Raw genomic sequence first — 24,778 nt, 5'->3', positions numbered from 1 at the left:
ACGGTTCAGGTGACCGAGGCTGGCGCCAGGTCCGGCAGTTCGGTGGCGATCGTGTTCGTCAGCCAGCTGCGGAATTTCCGCGTCAGGGGCATGTCCCACCGGTCCGCCCGGGCGATGAACAGATAGATGCCCATGGTGTGCGGTTGGAAGCCGGGATTGTCCTTGCCCACCTCCACCAACCGTCCGGCCGCCAGGTCGTCGGCCGCCACAAGATGGTTGGCGAGCGCGATGCCGCGCCCATGCCGCGCCGCCTCCAGGGTCAGATGGCCCTGCCACAGCCGCGGGCCGCTGAGGTCCAGTTCCTCGTAGACGCCATGCGCCGCCAGCCACTCGGCCCAGTCGTCGACGTTGATCTCATGCAGCAGGCGCAGGCGTATCAGGTCAGCGGGACCGGCGATCGGCCCCACCTCGCGCAGGTAGTCCGGGCTGGCGACCGCGATGATCGGCACGTGCGCGAACTCGATGCTGCGGAGCCCGGCCGGCAGTTGGAAGGGCTCGCCGTAGGCGGAGACGAACCGGATGTCGACGTCGGCTTCGTGCATCGAGAAGTCGGGGCTGTTTTCGGTCGGCCGCAGCTCGATCTCAATGCCGGCGTGCTTCTTCTCAAAGGCGCCAAGGCGGCGGGTCAGCCAATGCAGGGAGAAGCCCGGCATGCTCCAGATGTGCAGGCGCGAGTGGTCGCCCCGGCGCATGAGATCGACCGTCGCATAGACGATGCCGTCGAGGGCCGCCGAGACCTGGCGATGGTAGCGGAGTCCGTCTTCCGTGAGCACGATGCCGCCGGCGGTGCGCTCGACCAGCTTGACGCCGGTCCAGCTTTCCAGGGTCCGCAAATGGCGGCTGACCACGGCGTGGTCGCGGCCCAGGCTGAGGGCGGCCTTGCGGATTCCGCGCAGCCGTCCGACCGCGTCGAAGGCGCGCAAGGCCTCGAAAGGCGGAAGCGTCTTTCGCGAGGGTGGGGACCGTCCCGCCGTCTCGTCCGGACCTTCAACCATGCCGTTTCGCACCCCCAGAGTTGCGACGGATTGGTAACAGACTCACCAGGGCGATCCTAGGGCGCGATGGCTCTCCGGACGCCACTTGGCAGGCCCTTGCGGGCCGCGTTCTGCACCCTTGGGCTGATCGCCGCGCCGACCGCGGCGTGGGCCGAACCCGCGCTGCAATTGTCGGCGGAATACACGGCCGACTTGCTCGCTGACATGCGGGGCGGAATCGCGCGCGGCGGACGTTATCTCGGCAAGCTGGAGGTCGCCGGCCTCACCCGCGCGGAGAGGATCGTCGAGTTGACCTACGACCGCGCGCCGGCCGCCCAGGTCCGCGTTCAGCCCACCCTGCAGCGGGTGCGCAATCCGAGCGGTGATCCGACCGTGCGCGACGCCGTCGTTGGGGGGAGGAGGCTTACGCTGCAGTGGCAGACGCTAGGCGTCCTCGATGCCCAAGGCCGCCATCAGCCGGGCGATCTCCACGGCGTCGTCGTCGCCCTGGGCGAGCAACCCTTCGATGACGCGCACTCGGTCGGCGGCGGGGTGCTTCTGACTGAGCTTGGTGGCGCCTTCGATCGTCTCCACGCGGATGCGGAAGCTGCGGATGTGGGGCAGCAAGGTGTCGATGCGTCCCTCGGGCGCCTGGTCCAGCGTCCACGGCGGTTCGCCGCTGCGCTCCAGCACCTCGGCCGTGCGGCGTAGCACCGCGATCCGCCCCTCACGGTCGTCGATCGGCTCCAGAACGCCGCGCACCTGCGCCTGGAGATAGTTCCAGGTAGGCACCTGCGGCATGGCCTTGTACCAGCGCGACGAGATGTAGGCGTGTGGCCCCCAGAACACGACCAGGGCGGGCTGGCCGGCGGCGAGCGCCCCGGCATGCGGGTTGCGCGCGGCCATGTGACCGACGAGCGGGCTCGTGTCGTCATCGGTCTCGAAGAAGATCGGCGTCGATGTCGCGAAGGTTCCGGTTTCCCCCGGAGTCACCAGCAGCGCGAAGGGATGGGCCCGCACGATCGCTGCGGGATCGGCCGCCATGTAGTGCGGCGGCGCATACATCGATGGCTGCTGAAGGGGCTTGTCCACGTCTGGTCCTCGATGAGCGCCCTGCACCTGGCGCGGTAAGATCGGAACGGCGCTCGGCGCGCCCAGCTGGCACTATGGCCTCGGTTCGGTGCGGGCGGACGATGCGTATCATTCTGGGGCCGGTGATGGCGGCGCACCAGGGACGGGCTCGCGCCGGTCAGTCCGCCGGACCTGCGATCCGGAAGCCGACGGTGAAATAACCCTCGTCCTCCGGACCGCCCAGGCGGAAGCGGGGGCTTAGGTAGTCCGCCGCGTCCCCGTACGAGCCGCCTCGCACCGCGCGGCGACCTGGCTTCGGGCAAGATTCGCGTGCCGAGCCGTCGTTGGGCCCGCCCAGATAGTCGTCGTGGTGGCAGTCCTGCTGCCATTCCCATACGTTGCCGTGCAGGTCGCGCAGGCCGTGTCTGTCGGCACGGAAGCTGCCGACCGGAGCGGTATGGAGCCAGGTGTCGGCGCCTCCGACCTCGCCGCCGCAGCACTCGACCTTGCCGATATTGGCGATGTCGTGAGTGATCGCGCCGCCGGCTTTCGGGTCCCCGAGGCCGGCCGAGACCGCGGCATACTCGTACTCGGCCTCGGACGGCAGCCGGTAACGCCGGCCGGTCTCGCGGTTGAGCCAGGCGATGTAGGCCTGGGCGTCGCGCCAACTCACGCAAACCACCGGATGGTCGTCCGCCTGAGGGAACCCCGGATCCGCCCAGTTCCGGCGCGGATCGATGAACCAGCTGGTTCCGGCGTCATAGACGTTGCACTTGCCTTCGGAGACGTAGCCTGTGTCCCTCACGAAGGCGCGGAAGGCCCCAAGGGTGACTTCATGGATCGCAAGCGCGAACGGGCGCTTGAATCGGACGGTGTGGGTCGGTCCATCGATGTCGCCGTAGCCCCGGTTGACCGTCTTGCCCATTCGGAACGAGCCGGCGGGCGCCACGGCCATGGTCGGGCAATTGGCGCATGCTCGGCGCTCCAGCGCCCGGGCGGGCGTCGCCGCCGCAAGCGCTAGGAGCATCGCCGCCCCCAGCGGTACGATAATGGCGACGCGGATGGAGACCAACATCTTCGGCGACGTGGAATGGGCGAACACGCACGCTCTCCTTCAACCTGCCCCGAGGACCCTGGCCGAGAGGATGCCCAAGGCGATCCCGCATCGGCTGATGCGAAAGTGACGCTCTCTGGTGCCCTTCCATCACCGCCGTCCATTGCCGCTTCTGTCGAGCCAGGGGACCGAGGAGGGTCATGGCGGCGTGGGCGCGAGTGCTCCATTCCGGCCTCTAGGCTCGGTTCGCCACCGTTGACCGCCTCCTGCCAGCGCTCCGCCGCATGGTGCTGGTCGGCGCGCGGATGCTTGCCCTGGTGCACGTGCTGCTCTCCCGCATCTTCGACATGAGGGAGACGGTCCGCGCGGGTGATCCCGCCCTGCCCGAGAACGCCGCTCGCCTGCGCCTCGTCGCATGGTGCCTGTTGATGATCGAGGTGCGCCGATGGCGCTTCTGATCTGACGCATGGATTTGCGAACCGCGTTGAGGAAGGCGCGGCTGGCGTTCTCCATCAGATGCCAGCAATCGGCGACCTGGATGGCGCGCCGCCAGGCCCAGTCATCGATGTCGATCACGGTGGGCCGTGGGAAAGGCAGGCAGCCGCGCCTCCGGACCACCCGGAGCAAGGTGTTGTTGCTGACCGGCAGCATCAGTCGCTTGGCGAAGCTTGCCGCCGGCCGACCGCCCAGCGCCAAGCCAAGGTGATGGACCAGCCCGTCAAGGCGGGCGGTGCGCCTGCCCCATGGCGCCAGGACGCTGGCGTCGAACCGCTCGGTGAAGATGCTTCAGTCGCACAGGAGCCCTCGAAACGGAAGCGGCGCACCGTGGCCGCCAGCTCGACGGATCGCCCCGCCATCGGCAGGTCGGTGATGCGCCTGCGGTAGCGACTATGGATGCGCCGGCTCGCCGCGCCGCATCCGGGGCAATTGCTTGACGCGGCTGCGCACCGTGATGGACGTCGCAACGTGCACCCGTGAGCGGCGGTAATACAGATCCTCGGCGTCCTGCACCGCGCCCGCTGTGACCTGCAGCGATGTCAGGGCGGCCGGCGGCGGCAAGGCATCGCGCGAATGCAGCCCTGGCAATCCTCGAGGGGTCAACGGCGATCGAAGATGTAGAGCTTCAAGCCTTCGGGGACGAAGACCGCCGTGCGGTTCGACCAGTCGATGTCGAATTCCACGGCGGGCGTGAAGAAGGCACCCGTCTTGGGGTCGACGGCCAAGGTGCGGGCTGTCTGGCGGGTCTGCACCTCGGACTTCACTTCATAGCCGTCGCCCTTCGGCCCGATCACCGAGACGAAGCCTTCGCCGTTGGACACCAGGATCTCGCCGCGCGCCTCGTCGAAGGCGATGGCGTCGGCGTCGCGGCCGATCTTCACCGAGCCGAGCTGCTTGCCCGTGGCCGCATCTAGCACCGCCAGCACAGCGTTGGCGCAGGCGCTGAACAGGCGGCCCTTGGCCACGTCGATGGCAAGGGCGTGGGGCGCCTCGCAGCCCTCGATAGGCAGGCGCGCGGCGACCGCCATCTTGCGGGTGTCGAGGCGCACCACCTCGTGGCCCTCCTCGATGTTGACGAAGATCGAGCCCTTGCCGTCGGCCACCGCGAACTCCGGCGTGCCGCCGAGCGGCAGGGTCTTCAGCGGCTTGCGCGAGGTCGCGTCGACCACGGTGGCGTCTCGGCTCTCGCCGTTGAAGACGAACACCCGGTTGGTGACGGGATCGTAGGTCACGCTGTCCGGATCGGCGCCGACCGGCGTCTCGGCGACGGCGGTCAGGGTCGACAGGGAGAAGGTGGTCAGGGTGTTGCGGTCGCCGTTCGCCACGAAGCCGAGATCGCGATCGGGCGCCAGGGCCACGCCGTGGGCGCCCGCCAGTCCCGGCACCCGGCCGACGATCTTGCGCTCGTCGAGCCCGAGCACGGTGACCTCCGAGCCATGCGCCACATAGAGCCGCCGGGCCTGGGGATCGACCTTCAGATAGTCCCAGCGCGGCGGCCCGCCGAGCGGGACGACCTCGGTCAGGCGGTGTTCGGCGGCCGAGGCGGGCGCGGCCAGGCAGAGGCTCGCCGCCAGGGCGGCGGCGAGCAGGGGGCGAATATCCATGGGGGCTCCGGAACGCTCGGGGTTACTTGGCGAGGTCGGCCAGGAAGGCCTTCGCCGTGGTCGGGCCGCGGGCGAAGGTGTCGCTGTGCTCGGCGACGTGCTTGCGGAACTCGACGAAGAACTTCGCCCCTGACGGCAGGCCCGACTTCTCGTAGGCCGCGTCCATCGCCGCGCGCTTGTCGTCCGGGGTCGAGGCCGGCTGGATCAGCATGAAGTCCCAGTCGGCGCCGTCGGAATGCACATACAGCTGCCGCGGCGGTAGGCCAGCGGCGCGGTTGACGTCGTCATAGGCGTCGATGGCGCGCATGAACGCCTCATGCTGGCCGGGCGCGATGCGGTAGATCTCGATCAGCACCTTGTTGCTGAAGCTGCTGTCGGCGGACGCCGGGGCAGGCTTGGTCTGGGCCAGGGCCGGCGCGGCCACCGTGAGGACCAGGGCCGCAGCGAGGGCGAGTGAGACTTTTTTCGACATTGCTTTCTCTCTTTCTGCGAAGGGTCGGGCGGCGCGGCGCATCTCAAAAGTCGATCTGAGCGCGAATGCCGAGCCCGGTTTGGTCGAGGGTTCCAGCCGCCGTTTCGGCGTGCGAGCGGTTGAGGTCGAACATGAGCCGCACCCGGTCCTCCAGGTGCCAGTTCAGACCCAGGGATCCGACGCTGAGCTCGCGCTCGACCAGGCCGCCGTCGTCCAGGTCCAAGGCTCCGTAACGGGCCGCGACCTGCCACGCGCCCCAGCCGCCCTGGGATATGGGGCGCTCGGGTTTCAGGCGGTCGAACACCGCGCCGTCGATTTTGTAGGGGCGGAACTCGCCGGTCAGAGTCCACCAGGCCTCGATCGAGTAGCCGCCGTAGGTCGGATCGGCGGTGGGCGCCGAAACCTCCATCAGGGCCGCTTCCGCCGCGACGCCGAAGGCGCCCGCCGAGAAGGCGGCCTCCAGGCCGATCGCGTCGGCCGCGTCCGCGCCGATCATGCCGGTGTCCACGACGTAGGGCGCCAGATGGCGTTCCGGCCGGGCCCGCAGGCGCAGGGTCAGCGGGCCGTTGAACTCGGCGTGGTAGGCGGCGAGCGCCAGATGCAGATAGCGGTCCTGCTCGAGCACCGGCGCCCAGGCGACGCGACCGCCCAGCGTCAGGCTCTCGTCCGTCAGGCCGTCGCGGGCGTCGTTCTCGCCTTCGCCGAACAGGCCGGCCGTTGCGAACCAGCGCGCGCCCTTCGCCCAGACCGAGGCGCCGACTCCGCGACCCGGGACGAAGGGATCGATCCCCGCCGGATGCTCCAGGAACAGGTTGTAGTTGTCGCTCGTCTGGTCATCCAAGCCGAAGGGGACCTTGTGGTAGCCGAGCCGCACCTGGGCGCGGGCGCCCAGCGGAATCGCGAAGAAGGCGTCCTGCAGGGACACGGTGTTTCCCGCGAAATCGGCCTCTATGACATAGGGCATGGCGGCCACTCGGCCCTCGACGCCGATCCGTGCGCGGCGCAGTTCCGTGCCGCTGGCGCCGTCGTCCACCCGCCAGGCGTCGGCGTGGATGCGGCCGCGCAGCTTGGCGGTGTAGGCCGGCGGCGGGTCGGCCGGGCTCGCCTGGACCGGTGATGCAACTGCGACGGCCGGTGCTGGCGCCGGGGCAGGGGCGGGCGCGGTCGACGCCAGGCGGCCCTCGAGCAGTTCGAGGCGCCGGCTGAGCGCCTCGATGACCTCCTGCTGGCGGCGAACCATCCCCGCCAGCTCGGCCGGGCTCTGGGCCGCGGCAGGGCTCGCCAGCAGCGCGGCGGCGGCTCCGCCTATCGCGGCCATCAATCGGTTCATGGCGCCGCCTCGTCCTGGAACCAGGCGGGCGGCTGCGCGCGCTTGCGCGGCCAGACTTCGTCCAGGGTTTCGCCATCGTAGAGGCGACCGTTCTTCATCACCTGGCGGATGCTCAGCAGGTTGCGGATATCGGCCAGGGGATCGCGGTCGAGGATCAGCAGGTCGGCGTATTTGCCCGGCTCAAGGCTGCCGATCGCCTGCAGCCGGCCAATGGTCTCGGCCGAGCCGATGGTGGCCGCGGTAAGCGCCTCGCGGGGCGTCATGCCGCCCATGACATAGGCCTGGATTTCCCATTGGACGCCCAGTCCCTCGGTCTCGCTGTGGCTGCCGACGCCGACCAGGCCGCCGGCCCGCTGGATCTTGGCCACGCCCTCGGCGACCTCGGGGAATGCGTATTCCTCGGGCGCGTACCAGGGACGGCGGGCGAACCGCATCGCGCGGTAGTTGGGCGGGAAGAAGCGCCGGACCTTGGCGTCCGCGTTCGGGTTGGTGCTGGTGATGAACCAGCTCTGACCCGGCGGGCCGGAGGTGTTGAGCTGCAGCGTCGGGGTATAGCTGGCGCGCGTGCGGGCGAAGAGTTGGACCACGTCGTCGTGGATCGGCGGCGGACCGGCGGTGTGCTCGCTGCCGGCGAAACCGTCCAGGACGTTCGTCAGCACCAGCTTGGCGTCGAGCGCGCCCTCCGTGGTCGGCATCAGCCCCACCTCGAGCGCGGCCTGGGCCACCCACTGGCGCACGCGCCGGTTGCCGGTGCGGTACTGCTTGAGGTTCCGGGTGCGGTAGTGGTCGCGGTAGCGGGTCAGGACCTGCACGGCGTCGTCCTTCGAGGCGAACTCGTTGAACGAGAAGATCGCCGTTCCGGTGGAATAGGTCCGAAGGCCGGTCGTCAGCCCCGCCTCGATCAGGTCCGTATAGGGGAAGACGTCGATGCTCAGCGACGAGACGTCCAGCCCAGCCGTGACGCCATAGGCGAGGTTGGTCGCGAAACCCCAGTTGGCGACGTCCAGCACGCCGCGCCGCTGCTGCGCCCAGTGGGCGTGGGTGTCGATCAGGCCCGGGGTGATGAACTTGCCGGAGACGTCATGGACCACTGCGCCGGAGGGGATGGTCACCTTGCCGCGCGGCCCGATGGCCGCGATGCGGTCGTTGACGATCACGATGTCGGCGTCGGGAACGACCTCGTCTCCCCGCATGGTGATCGCGGCGCCTCCACGCAGCACCAGCGTCCCCGCCGGGGTGTCCCGCGGCGCCTCGACGACAACCTCGAAGCGCTCGACGCCGGCTGGGCTGTCCGGGTCGACGGAGGCCAGGGGCCGTCGATAGAAGGTCGAACCGACCGCCCAGGTGATCGACCGTCCGCCGTCCGCCCAGGCGAAGAAGTCGGCCCCGACGCTGGTCAGCTTCCGATGCGCCGCGCCCGGCGAGCCAAGTTCGATCGTCGGCGCGTCCTGGCCCGCCGGCATGGCGAGCAGATGCAATTGCTGGGCGATCTGGGCCAGCGCCCATTTGCCGTCGGGACTGAGCTTCAAGTCGTCGACCGGGACAGACCCCTCGACGAAGTACCAACCCGGTCCCTTCACGGTGAGGACCCGCTTTCGGCCCGACCCGTCCAGCGCGACGGCGTTGAGCCCATCGTCGAACATCACATGGACCCGGGCCGTGTCGGCTGTGAACTGAGGATCTCCCCCCATTGTCCCGGAGGCGATCACCCGTTGAGGCCCGCCCAAGGCGGCGACTTGCACAAGGTCGGCCCGTCTCAGGAGGCCGTACTCCATATAGGCCTGCATGCGCTCGTAGTTGGAGGAGCGCAGGGCGATGATGCTCCTGCCATCGGGCGCATAGGCCGGATTGCTGTAGTAGGCGCCCGGCGCGGTCGTGAGCGCGCGCGCCTCACCCTTGCCGTCGGCTGGAGCGGCCCAGACCTGGCCTCCTGACCGCGGCTCCCAGGTGACATAGGCGATGGTCCGACCGTCCGGGGACCAGGTCGGCTGGAACTCCGCATCCTTGCTCGCCGTCAGCCGGCGCGGCGCCCCGCCGGTGAGGTCCATCACGTGGATCTTCGCGAAGGCCGAGAAGGCTATGGCCTTGCCATCGGGCGACTGGACGGGCGCCTGGATGACCCTGGCCCGCACTGGGCCGGTTTCCTCGGCGATCGAGCGACGCAGGCTCGGACCGATGTCGAGGGCGACATAGGCCTTGAACGGGATGACCTGGGACGCCCCGGTGGCGATCTCCACCCGACGGATCTTGCCGCCATGGCTGAGGATCAGCGCCTTTCCATCGGCGGTGAAATCGTGCCGCGGCATCAGATCGCGGCTGACCGAACCCTCTTGGTCGTCGCGCTGAACCGCGTGCGCCAGCCAGCGGTCCTCGCCAGTCTCCAGGTTGCGCAACCGCAGGCCGGTCTTGCCCTCGAGGCGAGAGCCGTAGACCAGGAGACGTCCGTCCGGGGACACCGCCGGGCGCATGGCGCTGCCCTGGTTGGTCGCCACCAGATCGTCCGTCCCGGTCTTAAGATCGCGCCGCCGCACGCTCCACAGGGGAAAGGTGACGTCCTCGTCGAACACCGAGCCCTTGCGCGCCGCATAATACAGATAGCGGCCGTCCTTCGACGGCGCCGCGCCGATCGCGCTATTGCGGGCGTCCATCGGCGTGCTCGGGGTGGCCTTGGCGGGAATCAGCTCCTCGGGGCTGCCGTCCTCAGCCGAAGGATACGCCCAGAGGCTGAAGGCCTGGACGTCCGGGCGTATGCGCGAGACGAAGACCTGCCGGCCGTCCGCCGACCAGGCCGGCGAGGCGAAGGTCGTATTGTCGTCGAGGAACGAGATCTGCCGGGCCTCCGAGCCGTCAGGCCTGGCGATCCACAGATTCTCGTTGCCGGAACGGTCGCTGAGGAAGGCGATCCACCGACCGTCCGGCGACAGGGTCGGCTGGGAGTCGAAAGCCAACCCCTGCGTGATCGCCCGCGCCGTCCCGCCCTTGGCGTCCAGGGCATAGATGTCGCCCAGCATGTCGAAGAAGACGGTCCGGCCGTCCGGCGACAGGTCGACCGACAGCCAGGTGCCCTCCTGGGTGTCGAACTCGATCCTGCGCGCCGGCGCCATCGGCAGGGTCCGCCCGGGCGGCTGCAGGGTTTCGCTCGGTCGTGGGCCGACGGAAGCTGGCTTCGGCTCGGGGAGGGGCGGCGGATGGGCGGCGTCGGGATGGGCTTGCGCAGCTCCGGCCAGCGCCCAGGCGAGGGCCATGGCTGCGCAGGACGCTCTCATCGGCGACCGGCTCATCGGTAACCGGGCGGCCATGGCTGGGTCCCGTTGAGTGGCGAATAGCGGTCGCGCAGCGCCTTCTGGCGGGTGGCCAGCGAGGCCGCCTTGCCCGCCACGAACACCTGGTGGGGCGCGCTGATCGGCTCCAGCGGATCGCCGTCCCAGATGACCAGATCGGCCTCGCGGCCGGGCTCGAGGGTCCCGTAGCGGTGGGAAATCCCCCACATGCGGGCCGGGGCGATGGTGAGCGCCTTCAGGGCCTCGGCGTAGGGCAGGCCGTTGGCGACGGCCAGGCCTGCGGCCTCGCGCAGGGCCGAGCCTGCATTGTAGCTGAGGTGGATCGTCCAGCCGGGCACCGACAGGGCGATGGGCACGCCGGCCTTGTTCAGCATGGCGGCGTTGTCGAGCCGTGAGCCGATCTCGTCGAAGCTCATCGGCAGGTTGGCCATGGGATCGATGATCACCGGGATCTTGGCCGCCGCCAGGGCGTCGGCCGCGCGCCAGGCCTCGCTGCCGCCGATGATCATCACGCGCAGCTGGTAGTCGCGCGCCAGATTGATCGCCTGCCGGATGTCGGACTCGCGGTGCGCCGCGATGGCGAGCGGCGTCCGCCCCTCGACCACGGGAATGAGCGCCTCGACATCCAGCCGGTTGAGCAACTGGTCGCGCGGTTCGCCGGTGCGCGGCGCGGCCTTGTAGACCTTGGCCTCGTCCAAGGCGTTGCGGATCAGCAGCCACTGGGCGCTGCGCGAACCGCCCGCCTTTTCCGCGGAACTGCCGCCGACGGTGGCGAACAGGGCGGCCTTGGGCTTATCGACAAGGTCTGGGCCATCGGCCAGGCGCAGCAGGACGCCCTGGCCCGCGAACGGGGACCCGGCCGCGGCGTCGGGGAAGGACATGGCTCGGGTCAGGCCGTCGGCCCGGGCGACGGCGATCAGGCTGGAATTGGGGTTGATCGCATACTGCACGTCGAACGCCGCGCCGAGCGGTCCGGTGGCGACCGACTGGTCGGCGGTGTCCGGCGAGGACGCCACCTCCGTGAGCCCGAGTTGCGTGCCGGCGTTCATCAGTCCGGGGGTCACGATCCGCCCCTCGGCGAGGACGATCCTGGCGCCTGCCGGGGCCGGAGCACCCGCGCCGACGGAGACGATCTTGCCGTCCGTGACCACGATGGTTGCGTTCTTCACGGGCTGGTCCGAGGTCATGGTCCAGGCCGTCGCGCCGGTGATGGCGAAGGTCTCGGCGGCCGCCTCCGAGGCCAGGCCCAAGGTGGCGACCAGGGCCGCAAGCAGAGCTCTCATGGCCGGGGGCTCGCATTGGGTCGCCCGACCTCGAAGTCGGAGCGGGGGCGGCGGCCGGGATCGGCGCGGTCGTAGACGAGGGCGCCGTCGATGAACACCTGGTCGGCCTTGGTGTAGATGCTGAAGGGGTCGCCCGACCAGACCACCACGTCGGCGTTGCGGCCCGGCGCGAGGGAGCCGATCCGGTCCTCCATCCCCAACGCCTTGGCGGGATTGGACGTGAACCAGCGAACCGCCTGCTCGGGTCGGATGTCGAGGCCGGCGCGGCGGCCGGCGCCCATCGCCTTGGCGGCCTCGATGTTGAGCCGCTGGCCGACCTGGGGGGAGTCGGAGTGCATCATCACGCAGGCCCCGGCTGCGTCGAGGAAGGCCGCGTTCTCGCGGATCGCGTCCCCGACCTCCATCTTGAAGCCCCACCAGTCTGGCCACACCGCCGCGCAGACACCCTCGTCGCGCAGCAGGCCGGCGATCTTGTAAGCCTCCGAGGCATGGTGGACCGCGGCGATACGGTAACCGAACTCGCGCGCCAGACTCAGCATGGTGGCGATGTCGTCGGAGCGATAGCAGTGCAGGTGCACGCGCACCTCGCCACGCAGGGCGGCCGACAAGGTTTCCAGCTTCAAGTCGCGGTCCGGCGGGTCCTTCTTGTCGCCCCGTTCGTAGGCCTCCCACTCGTTCCTATGCTTGCGGGCTTTCAGCCACTGTTCCCGCATGCCGGCGACCTCACCCATGCGGCTCGCGGGGAAACGGCCAGACTCGGCGAAATGGCCTTTTGGATTTTCGCCGCAGGCCATCTTCATCGCGGCGGGGGCGCCGGGGAAGCGCATCGCCTGGGCGGTGACCGCGGGAATGGGCTTGAGCACGGCGGCGCGGCCGCTGAACAAGACCGTCGATCCCGGCAGCACCTGCAGGGTGGTCACGCCACCCGCCAGGGCGCGTGAAAAGGCCGGATCCTGGACATTGACCGCGTGCAGGACGGAGGTGTGGGAGGTGTTAGGGTCGGTCGACTCCGTGACGTCCGACGCCTCCCAGTCCTGCGAGGTCAGGGGGGCGACGAATGTGCCGTTATGGCTATGGACATCGATCACACCCGGCGTCAGCCAGTGGCCTGAAGCGTCGATCACCGTCGCGCCGTCCGGCGGCGCCAGGTCCCGGCCGACGCTGACGATCTTGCCGCCCGCCATGAGGACGTCGGTGTCGTCCAGCCGCGCGCCCAGGCCGTCCAGCACGGTCGCGTTGCGGATCAGGGTGTCGACCCGAGGCAGCGGGCTGTAGGTGCTGGGATAGGCGTCGAGCGCGAAGGGAAGGGGCTCGCGCGGCTTCGCCTCCTTATGTCGCTTTTCGGCCTGGGCGGCGCCGGTCAGGCTCGACGCCGCGAAGAGGGCGACAAGGCCCGAGAGCCAGGGTCGGTAACTCAAGGTGAAACGCCCCCTTCAGAGGATGTGGCCCGCAATCCGAACTGGATCGCGGGCCCGCCCATTCAGAACTTCCGCGTCAGACTCACCGAAACCAAGCGCCGAGTCCCGTAGAAGCAGTCCACCGCGCTGCTGCAGCGGGCGACATACTTCTCGTCGAACAGGTTGCTGGCGTTGATCGCCGCGCGCCAATCCTCAGTGTCGTAGTGGATCATGGCGTCCCATAGCGTCACGTCCTCGTTCTTCCAGAGATTGGCCGCGTCGCCGAAGGTCGAGCTGAGATAGCGAACGCCCACCCCGCCGCCGAGCCCGGCCAATGAACCGGTCTGGGCGGTGTAGTCGACCAGCAGCGAAACCTTGTGCTCGGGCACCATGGTCAGGCGCTTGCCCAGATCGGGGCCGTTGCTCTTGGTCACTTCGGAGTCGGTGTAGCTGTAGGAGGCGTTGATGCTGACCCGCTCGCGGATCCGCGCCACAGCTTCCAGCTCGATCCCCTGTACCTCGACCTCGCCCGCCTGGACGTTGAAGAAGGGGTGGGTCGGGTCCGGGTCCTGGGTCAGCACGTTCTGCTGGGTGAGCTTGTAGGCGGCCGCCGTGGCGAAGACCTTCACATCGTCGGGCAGTCCGCGCCCGTCGTACTTCACACCCGCCTCGACCTGCTCGCCGGTGGCTGGCTCGAAGGCTACGCCGAAGAAGTCCGCGCCGGCGGTCGGCATGAACGAACGGGCGAAGCTGACATAGGGGGCGATGCCGCTCTCGAACACGTAGTTGGCGCCGAGGCGGTACGAGAACTCATCGGCCTCCTTCTTTGAGCCGAAGTTCTCGGTCTTCACCCAATCCTGGCGGCCGCTGGCCGTGAAGGTCCAGGCGCCGGTGCGGATCTGGTCCTGGATATAGACGCCGGTTTGCTTCTCGACCTGGTTCACGTAGGGGAAGAAGGTCGGTGTGGTGATCGGCGCGCCATAGACCGGGTTGAACAGGTCGATCTGGGGTCCGAAGGCGAAGCCGAACTCCGAAGCCAGGTCATAGCGACGATAGTCGACGCCCGCGAGGATCGCGTGCTCCAGCCCGCCTGTCTTCAGCGACACCGAGATGCGGTTGTCGACGTTGAAGGAGTTCACATCCTCCTCGAACGGGAAGTTGTAGCGGTTGACCGTCCGGAAGTCGTCCGGGACGCCGTTGAAGTCGGCGTCCACGAGACCGGCCCCGTAGACTGAGCGCATCGAGCTGACCGCGGAGAAGTATTTCAGGTTCTGCTGGAAGGTGACGTCTTCGTTGAAGTCGTGCGCCAGGTCCCAGCCCACGCCGTACTGCTCGCGGCGATAATAGTTGTAGTCCGGTTCGCCGAGGTTGCGCCCGACCGGAATCTTGCCGAACGGGTTGGGCAGGGAGGTTCCGTAGGCTGGCAGGAAGCCGCCGCCGTCGCCCTCGATATCGTCCTTCTGGAAGTAACCGAGGAAGGTGATGCGGGTGGACGGCGCGATGTCCCAGGTGAGGGCCGGCGCGACATAGGTCCGCTTAGACTCGACGAAGTCCATCTGGGTGCCTCGGTCGCGGTGGAGCACCGTGAAGCGGCCGCTGAAATTCTCGCCGAGCGGGCCGGTGACGTCGGCCGCGATCTGCTTGTGCTCATAATTGCCGAGTTGGCCTTCGATCTCGCCGCCGAAGCTGCGCTGCGGCCGGCGGCTGGTCATGTTGACCAGGCCTCCGGGCGGCGTCTGCCCGTAGAGGACCGAGGAGGGGCCCTTGAGGATGTCGACCGACTCGAAGCCGTAGAGATCGGTTCCCACATTGGCCACCGAGCCGATCGGCGCCTGCAGGCCGTCGATGTACTGGATCGGGTTGAAGCCGCGCAGGGTCAGCCAGTCGTACCGCTCGTCGGGACCGAAGTTCTCGCCGACGACACCGGCCGTGTAGCGAACGGACTGCTGCAGGCTGGTGACGTTGAGCAGGTCGATCTGATCGCGGGAGATCACGGTGACCGACTGGGGCGTCTCGATGAGGGGCGCGGCGGTCTTAGTGGCCGAGACGCTCCCGGAGGAGACGTAGTTCGGCGCGGTGACGACGAGTTCCTCGATGACGTCCTGCGCCAGGGCGCCGGACGGCAGGGCGATGGCGACGAAAACGGCGCCGCCCAGGAGCCGGCCCCTCAGGCCGGGCGCCGCTTGCCGGCTGCGGGCGTGGGAACGCGTGAACATGCTAGACCCCCTCTAGTACTTCTTTAGCCCCGCCTATGCGGAGGTTGATGCTCGAAGCTTGTTCCCGCCCGATCCATCCCGCTCGCGCAGCAGGGTCGCACTCCATCGCGTTCAGGCCAACGCGCCGGCGCCGCTGAGGTCTCGCGAGCGGACGGCGCCCGCGGCGGCGGCGGCGAAGGCAAGCTCGGCGAGGGCCTGGCTGTCATCGAACACGGCCAAGGCCGCGGCCGTGGTTCCGCCGGGACTGGTGACCCCAGCGCGCAGGACGGCGAGATCTTCCGCCGATTCGCCGGCCAGGGCCCCGGCCCCGACCAGGGTCATATACGCCAGGCGCGCGGCCGTCTCGGGCTCCAGGCCGAGCCTGATCCCGGCTTCGGCGAGAACCTCCCCAAGGTGGAAGAAATAGGCCGGGCCACTGCCTGAAAGGGCGGTCGCCGCGTCGATCTGGTGCTCTCCGGACAACCAGACCAGCTCGCCCACCATGCCGAACAGCACTTCGCAGAGGTCGCGCTGGATCTCGGTCAGCCTCGGGCCAGCGACCGCCGCGGTAATGCCCCGCCGGACCGCGGCCGGAGTGTTGGGCATGGCGCGGACCAGGCTCGCGCCGCCGCAGCGGCCGTCGAGAGCCTCCAGGGTCACCCCGGCGGCGATCGATATGACCAAGTCGCCGGGTCCCAGATAGTCGCAAACCCCGTCCAGCGCCTGCAGGACGAGGTCCGGCTTGACCGCGAGCACGATGGTAAGCGGCCCGGGGAACGCCGCCAGGTCCGCAGCGCCCGTCAGCTTGCGAACGCCGCTCGGATTGGCGGCCGGGTCGAGCACGGAAATCCGCTCGCGCCAAGCCGGGTGGGCCATCCACCCCCCGAGCAGCGCCCCGCCCATGCGGCCGCAGCCCACCAGGACGAGTTCGCCGCCGGCCGCCACGGCCTAGTTCCCGCTCGCCAGCACGCGGCGCAGCCAGTCTGCCCCGTCCTGCAGCGCCCTGGCCGCGAGCGGAGAGATGGACACCGCCTCGAGGAAGCTGTGCGTCGCGCCCGGATAGATCACGTCTTCGACCGGCACGGCCGCCTCGCGCAGGCGCCGCGCCATCGCGTGGCTCTGCTCCGTGAGGATGTCGCACTCGGGAATGGCCAGGAACGCGGGCGGCAGTCCTCGGAGGTCCGCCAGGAGTGGAATCGCCAGGGGGTTCTGCCGATCGGCCGGTCCCGACAGGTAGTTGTCCCAGAAGAAGACCATCTCATCGGTGTTGAGCATGAAGCCGGGGCCGCCATAGCGGCGCTCAGACTCGACTGAGGTTACGGTGGCGAAGCCGCCGTAGTTCAGGAGCATGCCCCTCAACTGCGGCGCAGCGCTGTCGCGCAGGGTCAGGCAGGTCGCGAGCGAGATGTTGCCGCCCGCCGAGTCGCCGCCGATGGCTAGGCGCGAGGCGTCGACACCGGCCTCGGCTGCGTGCTCGCCGAGCCAGCGCACCACGTCGACGACCGACTCCAGCGCCGCCGGGAACTTGGCCTCGGGGGAGAGCGGGTAGTCGACGCCGATGACCACCATGCCGGAGCGGCCGGCATATTCGCGCATGACCCGGTCATGGGTGTCGATGCTGAAGAGGGTGAAGCCGCCGCCGTGCAGGTAGATAAGGGCGGGGCTGGAGGTCGCGCCGTCGGGGTGATGGAAACGAAGCCGCACCCCGCCGTGGCGGGTCGGGATCGTCCGCTCAGTGGTCCTGGCCATGACCGGACCGCCTTGACGCCAGGGCGCGCGCACCTCTTCGGCGATCCGGCGCGCCTCAGAGAGCGGCTGGCCTTCCAGGTTGGGATAGCTGGCATAGCTCGCCGCCACCTCGTTCACGAACCGGCGGATATCGGGGTCAAGAACCGCCTGCGGCGACTGCAGGTCGACGACAACATCATTCTTGTCTGTCAAGAAAACTCCGATAGCCGATAGGCAGAATTGCCCAACAGATCGCTCTCCGCGCACCAATTGCACAGACTGCGAATGGATAGCTGCACGATCTATGCTTGTCGCAGCCTACACGTACGAGTAAGTGGAATCCGCTAGACACAGCTTGTATTATCTGCACTGAAGCTAGCGGGCGGCGGCGTGAGCCGCAGTCGCTGTACGACCAAAGATCGTCTAGTCTGGGCCACATGGATCGCAGCACGCGCGGGATCGACTATCAGAACGTTCCGCGTCCCATCGCGGCGCTCGCGGACGAGTATCCGAACGGCTATCACGACCCGCGCCACACCCATCGGCGCGCCCAGCTGATCTACGCCTCGGCGGGCATCTTGCTGGTGATCACCGAGGAGGCCAGTTTCGTGGTCCCTCCGCAGCGGGCCGTCTGGGTTCCCGCGGGCATGGAGCACGAGGCCTACGCGCGTGGAAACGTGTCGATCCGTACGCTCTATGTGGAGCAAGGCGCCAGCAACCACCTGCCGACCGCGTCCCGCGCCATCGAGGTGTCCAGCCTGTTGCGCGAACTGATCCTCGCCGCCACCCAGATGCCGCTCGAATACGACCTCGACGGCCGCGATGGACGGGTCATGACGCTGATTCTGGACGAGCTCACCGCGACCCGGGCCGCGCCATCCAATGTGCCGATGCCGCACAACGAACGGTTGGCGAAGGTCTGCGCCTCGATCCTGCGCGAGCCGGCGCAATGCGACGCCCTCGACGACTGGGCTGCCGCCGCGGGAATGGGCCGGCGGACCTTCACCCGGACCTTCCGCCGCGAGACCGGGATCAGCTTCGCCACCTGGCGCCAGAACGTGCGGCTGATGGAAGCAGTTTCGAGGTTGTCGATGGGAGAGCCGGTGACCACCGTGGCCTTCGACGTCGGCTACAACAGCTCGAGCGCCTTCACCGCCATGTTCCGCCGCACCTTCGGGGTGGCGCCGACCCGCTATATCGCCAGCCAGTTCGAGTCGGCGGCGAGCGAACCTTAGCGGGTGGGATTGGAGCGCCGCATCCAGGCGATTAGGTCGTCGCGGCCTTCGTGCGCCAGGCCTTCCAGGATGTCGGGATAGACGTCGTCCCGCTCGTCCTGCCCCAACTTGAACCGGGCTTGCATGGCCAGGACCGCGGCCTCGAAACCTACCACGCCCCGAGACAGGGAACGGTAGCGCGGCCCCATCTCCTCGGGCGTCCAAGCGGCCGGCCGTCCCTGCTCCTGAGCCAGGACCAGCTCGCCGATGAGGCCGTCGATCTCCGCTGGCTCCTCGGTGAACGTCACCTCGGCCAGGAACTGCACCGAAGCATAGTTCCAGGTCGGCGCCTGGGTGCGGTCGGCCATCCAGGACGGCGAAACATAGCCCTGCGGCCCCATGAACAGGATCAGGACGCGGGGGTCGCGGCGCAGGACCTCGACTTGGGAATTGGCCCGGGAATAGTGACCGCCGAGTCCGACGACCCGGCCCTCGCCATCGAGCCTGGCTAGGAGGGGCAGGGGCGTTCCTGCCGGCGTGTCCGATCCCAGGGCGACGACCCAGGCCAGGGGATGCTCGGCGACGAGCCGGGCCAGGTCGGCGTTGGAGGCCGGTGGATATCGGTCTTCGAATGCGGTCATGGTTCGATCATTCACCGGCCGGAACTTCGCTCGCGAGGATCGGCTCGCCATGCCCTGCCCGAGAACGGCGAAGGCCGTAGAGCGCATAGACCATGACGCCCAGCATGGCATAGGCGCCCAGGATTACCGCCGGCAGCAGCTCGCCCCTGGCGGCCTTCGCGCCGATGTCGATCGCCACGGGCAGGATCATGGCCCAGCAGAAAACGATCGCAGCCAGGGGGACGATCCCGATCCAGACGCCGCCGATCCGCCGGCCGCCGAACGGCACCGTGAACGGACGCGGCAGGTCGGGCCGGGTGGTGCGCAGCCACATGACGCTGATCGCCACAATGGAGAAGGCCGAGGCGACACCGATGCTGATCAAATCGCCTAGAAGCGAAAGCGGGAGGAAGGCCGCGCCGAGCGCCGCGATGGTCCCCAGCGCGACGATGCCGCCCGAGGGGGTGAGCCAGCGCGCATGCAGCCTCGAGAACAGTGGCGGCAACAGTCCGTCGCGCGACATGGCGAAGGCGATCCGCGATTGGCCGAACGCATTGACCAGCAGCACCGAGGCCAGGCCGGTAAGGGCGCCGATCTTCACCAGGGTGGCGAACTGCGGGTGGCCCATGCGGTCGACCGCGATGGCGATGGGATCGGGGACGCCCAGCTCCTTGTAAGGCACGACGCCGGTCAGCACCGCGGCCACGGCGATATAGACGACCGTACAGACAGCGAGCGAGCCGAGTATCCCGAAGGGCAGGTCCCGCTTGGGCTCGCGCGTCTCCGAGGCGGCGGTGGAGACCGTTTCGAAGCCGATATAGGCGAAGAACAGCATGGACGCGCCGCGGACTACGCCCTGCCAGCCATAGGTGAAGCCGCCCTCGTTCGGGGGAATGAAGGGGGTCCAGTTCTCGGGCTGGATGGCCCCGATCCCGACAATGATGAAGGCCGCCAGGACCGCAGTCTTGATGATCACCAGCAGGGCGTTGATCCGCGCCGACTCGTTCACGCCCACAACCAGGACGGTGGTCACCACGAAGATCGCCGCCGCGGCCACCAGGTTCACGCTTCCGGTCATTTGGAACACGCCGTCGGCGGTGCCCTGGATGGTCGGGGACGAGAGAGCGGCGGGGATGATGATCCCGAAGTCGGCGAACAGGCTGGCGAGGTAGCCTGAGAACCCCACGGCCAGCAGCGACGCCGCGAGATTGTATTCAAGCAGCAGCAGCCAACCGAGACCCCAGGCGAACACCTCGCCCATGGAAGCGTAGCAATAGGTGTAGGCCGAACCCGAGACCGGCATGGCCGAGGCGAGCTCGGCGTAGCAGAGGGCGGTCAGCGCGCAGGCGACGCCGGCCAATACGAAGGACAGCATCACGCCCGGCCCGGCGAAGCTCGCCGCCGTCGTCCCCGGCATGACGTAGATTCCCGCGCCCAGGATGCATCCTACGCCGAGGAACAGCAGACTCCAGCGGCCGAGCGTGCGTTTCAGTCCATGGCTCTCGGCGTCCTTCTGCAGCGCGGCGATCGACTTGCGCGCGAAGAGGCGGCTGTAGCAACGAGGTGTTCCAGTCACGGCCCAGACTCCCAATTTTCGGAGCGAGGCTACCGGGCGCCGGTCGGGCGCGGCTCTCCAGCGCGGGCCGACAATCCGCGCGACCGGGCCGCTTGGATGAGCAATGGCCCGCCCGCAACGCAGATTGACCCGTCAGGACCGGCGCCGCGCACCGCGAATGAGAACCTGTCGAGGCTCGCCCCCTCGATGGGCGCGCGGATCGGAAACTGGAGAGTTCTTGAGGTGAAGGCTGCGATCCGAGGCGCGCACAGATGGGTCGGGCTGGCGCTCGCCCTGCTCTGGATGACCCAGGCCCTGTCGGGGGTGCTGCTGGTCTTCGGCCGGGAGATGGAGGAGTGGACCGTGCCCGGGCCCGTGCGGCCCCTGCAGCCGCAGGCGTTCGGCGAGGGCCTGGCGGCCATCGAGGCGGCGCGGCCAGGCCAAGAGGTCCGCTACGTGATGGCCCAGGGCGGCGCGCGGGACCGGTTCGACGTGCTGCTCTCGGCCGGCGACGGCCTGGACTATGTCCGCGCCGACGGGGAGGGCAGGACGCTCCAGAGCCGCCCCTATGACTACGGCTTTCCGGGTCCTGGCCTTTTCCTGACCATGCTAGCTCTGCATCAGACCCTATTCTCGGGTTCGACGGGCCTGTTCCTCGTGGGCCTGAGCGGCGTGCTGCTGCTTGTCAGCATCGGTCTCGGGCTGAATCTCGCCTGGCCAGCCCGCGGTCGCTGGCGCCGGACCATGAGCTTCCCGCCGGGCAAGACCCGCCTGAGCGGCCTGCACGGCTTCCACCGCGCGCTTGGCCTCTGGTTCGCCGCGCCGGCCCTGATCGTCGCCTTCGCCGGAACCCTCATCGCGCTCGGCGACCCGCTCAAGGAAGCGACGAAGAGCTATGTCGCCGCGCCGGCGCCGCGCGAGCTGTCAGGCCTGCCGTCGACCGTCGGACCGGGCCAGGCCATCGCGACCGCGCTCAGGCGGTTTCCGGACGCGGCGCTCTCGATCGTCGAGATGCCGGACGCGGAGGATCGCTTTTACAAGATCCGCCTGCTGCAGCCCGGCGAGCCCCGCCGGATCTTCGGGACCACGGTCGTCTTCGTCGACGCAGGCGACGGCCGGGTCCTGAAAGTGCACGACGCGCTGAAGTCGCCCGTGGGGATCACGTTCTTCGACGCCCTCTATCCGGTCCACACCGGAGAGTTCATCGGCCTGGCGGGCCGGGTGATCAGCCTGCTGACGGGATTGTGGCTCGCGACGATGATCGGCTTCGGCGTGGCCCTCTGGCTGACCCGGCGCGCGATGAGCCGCCGCGCCGCCGTTCAGAAGGCGGCCTGAAGCACCAGCCGCACCAAGGTGCTTTCCTCGCTGGCGGAGGTCGCCAGGCTACGGCCGGCCAGGCCATGGACTTCGATGCGATCGGTCGGGGCCCAGATGAAGCCCACATTGCCTCGGACCTGCGGGTCCGACAGTTCGCCGACGGGTGCGTCCGCCGCCAACTCGACGCCAAGCGTGAAATGGTCGGCGAGCGCATAGGTCGCGAGGACGCCCGTGAACATCGCGCCGTGCGCGTCGGCGAAGACGTGATCGTAGCCCAGGGCGCCGCGCAGGCCGAGGCGACCGGACCGCCACGCAATCCCCACAGGCAGGCTGAGGCGCAGGCCGTCGTGGCCGGAGGGACTGGATAGGGCCGGCTCGATCGCCGCGGTGGACCGGCTCCCCTCGTGGAAACGCCATTTCACGGCCACGGCCGGTTCGCCCGCGATCCGGCGGCGGCTGCCGTCGCCGTCCGTCCAGCCATGCGAGAAGGTGATCGACGCTTCCAGGTTCTCGCCGAGCCCGGTCGCCGCGCCGTGGCGGAGGATAACCTCGCCGACGCCCGCGCCGCCGCGGGCGTAGTCGACGGCGCTGGAGACCTCCAGCGAGGCGGCGGGGTATGGATCGAGGGTCTCGAATGGCGACGCCGCCGCCACGGCCGGCTGCAGAGCGGCCGCGACAACGCTGCCTAGCCAAACCGATCCGCGCATGCCCACCGCCCGCTCTCCGTCTTCGTCTGCGGCGGGAGTCTAGGCAGGTCGGACCGGCGCGCCTCGGCGCGAGGGTCAGAAACAGGCGCGGTCGGGCCAAGCGCCTGCGGGCGGCTGCGCCCGTCCGCCGATGGCCCGGTCACGCTGTTATTTGACCCTGGGTCCAAGGCCTGGGCGCGCGGGAGTGGCCTAGCCTCGATCCTGTCTGCGGCCTCAGAGCCTCGACGCAACCCAGGGGGATTCATGCAGGCTCTCAACTCGTTCCGCGCCATGCTTCTGGCGGGCGCCGCCGGTCTCGCCGCGGTGACCCCGGCCACGGGCCAGGAGTATTCCGGAAGCCTGGTGGAAGAGGTCATCGTCACCGCCACCAAGCGCGAGGAGAGCGTGCGCGACGTTTCCGGTGGCGTGAGCGCGGTAAGCGGGGCCCAGCTCGAGGCGATCGGCGCCCAGGGTTTCGCCGACTACATCACCAGGACGCCGGGCGTGGTGTTCAACGAGTTCCAGCCCGGCACCTCGCACGTGGTCATCCGCGGCGTGGCCACCAGCGCGGGCAACGTCCAGGGCCAGGGCACGACCGGCTACTACATCAACGAAATCCCGCTGACCGAGCCCGGCTGGACCATCGTCATCCCCGATATCGACGCCTTCGACGTGGACCGGGTGGAGATCCTGCGCGGCCCGCAGGGGTCATTGTTCGGGTCGGCCTCCATGGGCGGAGCGGTCAACTATGTGGCCCGCAAGGCCGACGCCGGCGCCTTCGACGCGGCGCTGGAAGCCACCCTGGCCAAGACCCGCAACGCCGACTTCAGCCATGCCGCCAAGGCCATGGTCAATGTCCCGCTGATCGACGGCAAGCTGGCCGTGCGCGGGGTGGTCGCGTTCCGCCAGGACCAGGGCTATCTGGACAATGTCGGAATCGGCAAGGACGGGTCCAGCGACGTGGCGGTCTCGGGCGGGCGGCTCTCGGTGGTCTGGACGCCCAGCGACGCCACCGAGCTCTCCTGGCTCAGCCTCTATCAAAAGACCGAGGCCGATGACGCGCCCTATCGCAACCCGGCGATCGGCGACCTCAAGCGCAGCACCGCCTTCGCCGAGATCAATGTCACCGACGTGGAGATCCACAGTCTGCGGCTGGACCATGACTTCGGGTTCGCGACCTTCACGGCGCTGGGCGCCTACCAGAAGAAGGCCCAGGACTTCGCGTTCGACTTCACCCCTTACCGCGGCTTCTACAACGCCGATCTCGGCCTCAACCTGACCTCGCCGCTCTACATCGAAAGCGGCGGCGAGAGCACCGGCAAGAGCCTCGAGGTCCGACTCGCCTCGAAGGACGCCGAACGGTTCGAGTGGCTGGTCGGGGCCATGTACTTCGAGAGCGACAAGTTCCTCTACGAGCAGATCGGGGCGGCCGGGGCGGCGGCCGCGTTCAACGCCTCCCCCGTGTTCGGGGCCGGGTCCGGCGCGGTGATCGCGCCCGGCGGGGAGGTGTTCAACACCTTCCAGACCGATCTGAAGGCCAAGGAGTCGGCGCTGTTCGGCGAGGCGACCTTCCATTTCACCCCGACCCTGAAGCTCACCGCCGGCGGCCGCCTCTTCAAGACCGAGATCGACAGCGTCTCGACCCAGTTCGGCTTCTCGACCTTTCCCGGTCCGCCCGGCCTCACCCCGACCAAGGACAAGCAGGACGGCTTCTCGCCCAAGGTGTCGCTCACCTACACCCCGAATGACGACCTGATGATCTACGGGCTCTATTCGGAGGGCTTCCGGTTCGGCACGCCCAATATCCAGGGGCTGAGCGCTTTCCCGGTGCCGGCCGGCTCGAAGAGCGACGCGCTCACCAATTACGAGCTCGGCGTCCGCGCCAACCTGCTGGACGACAGCCTGCTGCTGGACGTGACCGCCTTCTATATCGACTGGCAGGACATCCAGCTTCGCCTGCTGACCCCCGACAACTTCAACTATGCGGCCAATGGCGGCTCGGCCGTGATCAAGGGCCTGGAGGTCTCGGCGACCTATCGGCCGGTCCGTCAGCTCGAGCTGCAGTCGACGGTCACCTATATGGAGGCCCGGCTGGACGAGCCCCTGTTCATCCTTTTCTACGGCACGGCGCCGAAGGGCGCGCATCTGCCCGGCTCGGCGGACTGGTCGGTCTCGAATACGGCGGTCTACCATTTCGAAGGCGCCTACAGCCCGACCCTCACCCTGGCCCACCGTTACCTGTCTTCGGGCATCAGCGACCTGAACTCGGCGGTCCCCGGAATCGCGCCGAATATCCAGGGCGACTACAACCTGATCGACCTGCGGCTGCGGGGCCAGTTCGGCCCGACCGCGATCACCCTGTTCGGGTCCAACCTGGGCGACGAGCGCGGGGTGACACGGACCCTGCCGGAAGCCAACGGCCTGAGCCAGGGCCTGGTGCGGCCCCGCACCTTCGGCGTGACCTTCAATTGGTCGCTATAAGCTCGAACCGGGAGTTGG

At 68.8% G+C, this 24,778-nt stretch carries 19 protein-coding genes and 1 pseudogene; 4 read left to right on the top strand and 16 right to left on the bottom strand.

Features of this window, described 5'->3' with window-relative positions:
* Positions 1-5: 5 nt before the first annotated feature.
* The 3 genes from V6M51_RS18435 to V6M51_RS18425 all read right to left on the bottom strand — a co-directional run bounded on the left by V6M51_RS18435 (position 6) and on the right by V6M51_RS18425 (position 3,147).
* Positions 6-923, bottom strand: a complete 918-nt coding sequence (locus V6M51_RS18435) for a LysR substrate-binding domain-containing protein (RefSeq protein ID WP_332769500.1) — start codon at positions 921-923, stop codon at positions 6-8.
* A gap of 495 nt (positions 924-1,418) precedes the next feature.
* Positions 1,419-2,066, bottom strand: coding sequence for an FMN-binding negative transcriptional regulator (locus tag V6M51_RS18430; RefSeq protein WP_332769498.1), 648 nt, complete (start codon positions 2,064-2,066; stop codon positions 1,419-1,421).
* Positions 2,067-2,223: 157 nt separating this feature from the next.
* On the bottom strand, positions 2,224-3,147 hold the full coding sequence (locus V6M51_RS18425) for a formylglycine-generating enzyme family protein (RefSeq protein ID WP_332769496.1): 924 nt from the start codon (positions 3,145-3,147) through the stop codon (positions 2,224-2,226).
* A 236-nt stretch (positions 3,148-3,383) separates the two neighbouring features.
* Here V6M51_RS18425 and V6M51_RS18420 point away from each other — a divergent pair, with 236 nt between their 5' ends.
* A complete protein-coding gene (locus V6M51_RS18420; protein WP_332769526.1) occupies positions 3,384-3,557 on the top strand; it encodes a hypothetical protein in 174 nt (57 codons plus the stop codon).
* On the opposite strand, the pseudogene V6M51_RS18415 reads toward V6M51_RS18420, so the two are convergent.
* The 10 genes and pseudogenes from V6M51_RS18415 to V6M51_RS18370 form a co-directional block, all read right to left on the bottom strand.
* Positions 3,538-4,073: pseudogene (locus tag V6M51_RS18415) on the bottom strand (transposase family protein); the annotation flags it as partial. The gene V6M51_RS18420 and the pseudogene V6M51_RS18415 overlap by 20 nt on opposite strands.
* Positions 4,074-4,196: 123 nt before the next feature.
* Positions 4,197-5,201: a YncE family protein gene (locus V6M51_RS18410; protein ID WP_332769495.1), complete on the bottom strand. Its 1,005-nt coding sequence runs from the start codon at positions 5,199-5,201 to the stop codon at positions 4,197-4,199.
* 22 nt (positions 5,202-5,223) lie between these two features.
* Complete coding sequence (locus V6M51_RS18405; protein ID WP_332769493.1) at positions 5,224-5,673, bottom strand: hypothetical protein; 450 nt, start codon at positions 5,671-5,673, stop codon at positions 5,224-5,226.
* A gap of 43 nt (positions 5,674-5,716) precedes the next feature.
* Positions 5,717-7,003: an OprO/OprP family phosphate-selective porin gene (locus V6M51_RS18400; protein ID WP_332769491.1), complete on the bottom strand. Its 1,287-nt coding sequence runs from the start codon at positions 7,001-7,003 to the stop codon at positions 5,717-5,719.
* Complete coding sequence (locus V6M51_RS18395) at positions 7,000-10,269, bottom strand: amidohydrolase family protein (protein ID WP_332769490.1); 3,270 nt, start codon at positions 10,267-10,269, stop codon at positions 7,000-7,002. Before V6M51_RS18395 ends, V6M51_RS18400 begins: the two co-directional genes overlap by 4 nt.
* 11 nt (positions 10,270-10,280) lie before the next feature.
* Positions 10,281-11,567, bottom strand: coding sequence for an amidohydrolase family protein (locus V6M51_RS18390; protein ID WP_332769489.1), 1,287 nt, complete (start codon positions 11,565-11,567; stop codon positions 10,281-10,283).
* Positions 11,564-12,985, bottom strand: coding sequence for an amidohydrolase (locus tag V6M51_RS18385; RefSeq protein ID WP_332769487.1), 1,422 nt, complete (start codon positions 12,983-12,985; stop codon positions 11,564-11,566). Before V6M51_RS18385 ends, V6M51_RS18390 begins: the two co-directional genes overlap by 4 nt.
* 62 nt (positions 12,986-13,047) lie before the next feature.
* Positions 13,048-15,180 carry a TonB-dependent siderophore receptor gene (locus V6M51_RS18380; RefSeq protein WP_332769485.1) on the bottom strand — a complete coding sequence of 711 codons (2,133 nt, stop codon included), beginning with the start codon at positions 15,178-15,180 and terminating at the stop codon, positions 13,048-13,050.
* 111 nt (positions 15,181-15,291) lie between these two features.
* The gene (locus tag V6M51_RS18375) at positions 15,292-16,104 is read right to left on the bottom strand and encodes a pyrroline-5-carboxylate reductase family protein (protein ID WP_332769483.1); all 813 of its coding nucleotides are present in this window, start codon (positions 16,102-16,104) and stop codon (positions 15,292-15,294) included.
* 3 nt (positions 16,105-16,107) lie between these two features.
* Positions 16,108-17,100, bottom strand: a complete 993-nt coding sequence (locus V6M51_RS18370) for an alpha/beta hydrolase fold domain-containing protein (protein WP_332769481.1) — start codon at positions 17,098-17,100, stop codon at positions 16,108-16,110.
* A 224-nt stretch (positions 17,101-17,324) separates the two neighbouring features.
* On the opposite strand from V6M51_RS18370, the gene V6M51_RS18365 reads away from it, so the two are divergent.
* Positions 17,325-18,122, top strand: a complete 798-nt coding sequence (locus V6M51_RS18365) for an AraC family transcriptional regulator (RefSeq protein ID WP_332769479.1) — start codon at positions 17,325-17,327, stop codon at positions 18,120-18,122.
* Here the strand turns inward: V6M51_RS18365 and V6M51_RS18360 are convergent.
* Positions 18,119-18,742, bottom strand: a complete 624-nt coding sequence (locus V6M51_RS18360; protein WP_332769477.1) for an FMN-binding negative transcriptional regulator — start codon at positions 18,740-18,742, stop codon at positions 18,119-18,121. The two genes, V6M51_RS18365 and V6M51_RS18360, sit on opposite strands and share 4 nt — an antisense overlap.
* A 7-nt stretch (positions 18,743-18,749) precedes the next feature.
* Positions 18,750-20,297 carry an amino acid permease gene (locus V6M51_RS18355; RefSeq protein ID WP_332769475.1) on the bottom strand — a complete coding sequence of 516 codons (1,548 nt, stop codon included), beginning with the start codon at positions 20,295-20,297 and terminating at the stop codon, positions 18,750-18,752.
* Positions 20,298-20,519: 222 nt separating this feature from the next.
* On the opposite strand from V6M51_RS18355, the gene V6M51_RS18350 reads away from it, so the two are divergent.
* The gene (locus tag V6M51_RS18350; RefSeq protein WP_332769473.1) at positions 20,520-21,611 is read left to right on the top strand and encodes a PepSY-associated TM helix domain-containing protein; all 1,092 of its coding nucleotides are present in this window, start codon (positions 20,520-20,522) and stop codon (positions 21,609-21,611) included.
* On the opposite strand, the gene V6M51_RS18345 is transcribed toward V6M51_RS18350, so the two are convergent.
* Positions 21,596-22,300, bottom strand: coding sequence for a hypothetical protein (locus V6M51_RS18345; protein WP_332769472.1), 705 nt, complete (start codon positions 22,298-22,300; stop codon positions 21,596-21,598). The genes V6M51_RS18350 and V6M51_RS18345 overlap by 16 nt on opposite strands.
* A 243-nt stretch (positions 22,301-22,543) precedes the next feature.
* Here V6M51_RS18345 and V6M51_RS18340 point away from each other — a divergent pair, with 243 nt between their 5' ends.
* On the top strand, positions 22,544-24,760 hold the full coding sequence (locus V6M51_RS18340; protein WP_332769470.1) for a TonB-dependent receptor: 2,217 nt from the start codon (positions 22,544-22,546) through the stop codon (positions 24,758-24,760).
* The last annotated feature ends 18 nt before the right edge of the window (positions 24,761-24,778 follow it).

The organism is Phenylobacterium sp. (assembly GCF_036677185.1).
In the GTDB taxonomy this organism is placed as follows: domain Bacteria; phylum Pseudomonadota; class Alphaproteobacteria; order Caulobacterales; family Caulobacteraceae; genus Phenylobacterium.
This window is presented reverse-complemented; position numbering and strand designations above follow the sequence as displayed.

Bases quoted from the DNA above. Each gene is read 5' to 3' on its own strand.
- V6M51_RS18420 (WP_332769526.1), top strand. From the start codon at position 3,384: ATGGTGCTGGTCGGCGCGCGGATGCTTGCCCTGGTGCACGTGCTGCTC.
- V6M51_RS18410 (WP_332769495.1), bottom strand. From the start codon at position 5,201: ATGGATATTCGCCCCCTGCTCGCCGCCGCCCTGGCGGCGAGCCTCTGC.
- V6M51_RS18405 (WP_332769493.1), bottom strand. From the start codon at position 5,673: ATGTCGAAAAAAGTCTCACTCGCCCTCGCTGCGGCCCTGGTCCTCACG.
- V6M51_RS18400 (WP_332769491.1), bottom strand. From the start codon at position 7,003: ATGAACCGATTGATGGCCGCGATAGGCGGAGCCGCCGCCGCGCTGCTG.
- V6M51_RS18395 (WP_332769490.1), bottom strand. From the start codon at position 10,269: ATGAGAGCGTCCTGCGCAGCCATGGCCCTCGCCTGGGCGCTGGCCGGA.
- V6M51_RS18390 (WP_332769489.1), bottom strand. From the start codon at position 11,567: ATGAGAGCTCTGCTTGCGGCCCTGGTCGCCACCTTGGGCCTGGCCTCG.
- V6M51_RS18380 (WP_332769485.1), bottom strand. From the start codon at position 15,180: ATGTTCACGCGTTCCCACGCCCGCAGCCGGCAAGCGGCGCCCGGCCTG.
- V6M51_RS18365 (WP_332769479.1), top strand. From the start codon at position 17,325: ATGGATCGCAGCACGCGCGGGATCGACTATCAGAACGTTCCGCGTCCC.
- V6M51_RS18360 (WP_332769477.1), bottom strand. From the start codon at position 18,742: ATGACCGCATTCGAAGACCGATATCCACCGGCCTCCAACGCCGACCTG.
- V6M51_RS18345 (WP_332769472.1), bottom strand. From the start codon at position 22,300: ATGCGCGGATCGGTTTGGCTAGGCAGCGTTGTCGCGGCCGCTCTGCAG.
- V6M51_RS18340 (WP_332769470.1), top strand. From the start codon at position 22,544: ATGCAGGCTCTCAACTCGTTCCGCGCCATGCTTCTGGCGGGCGCCGCC.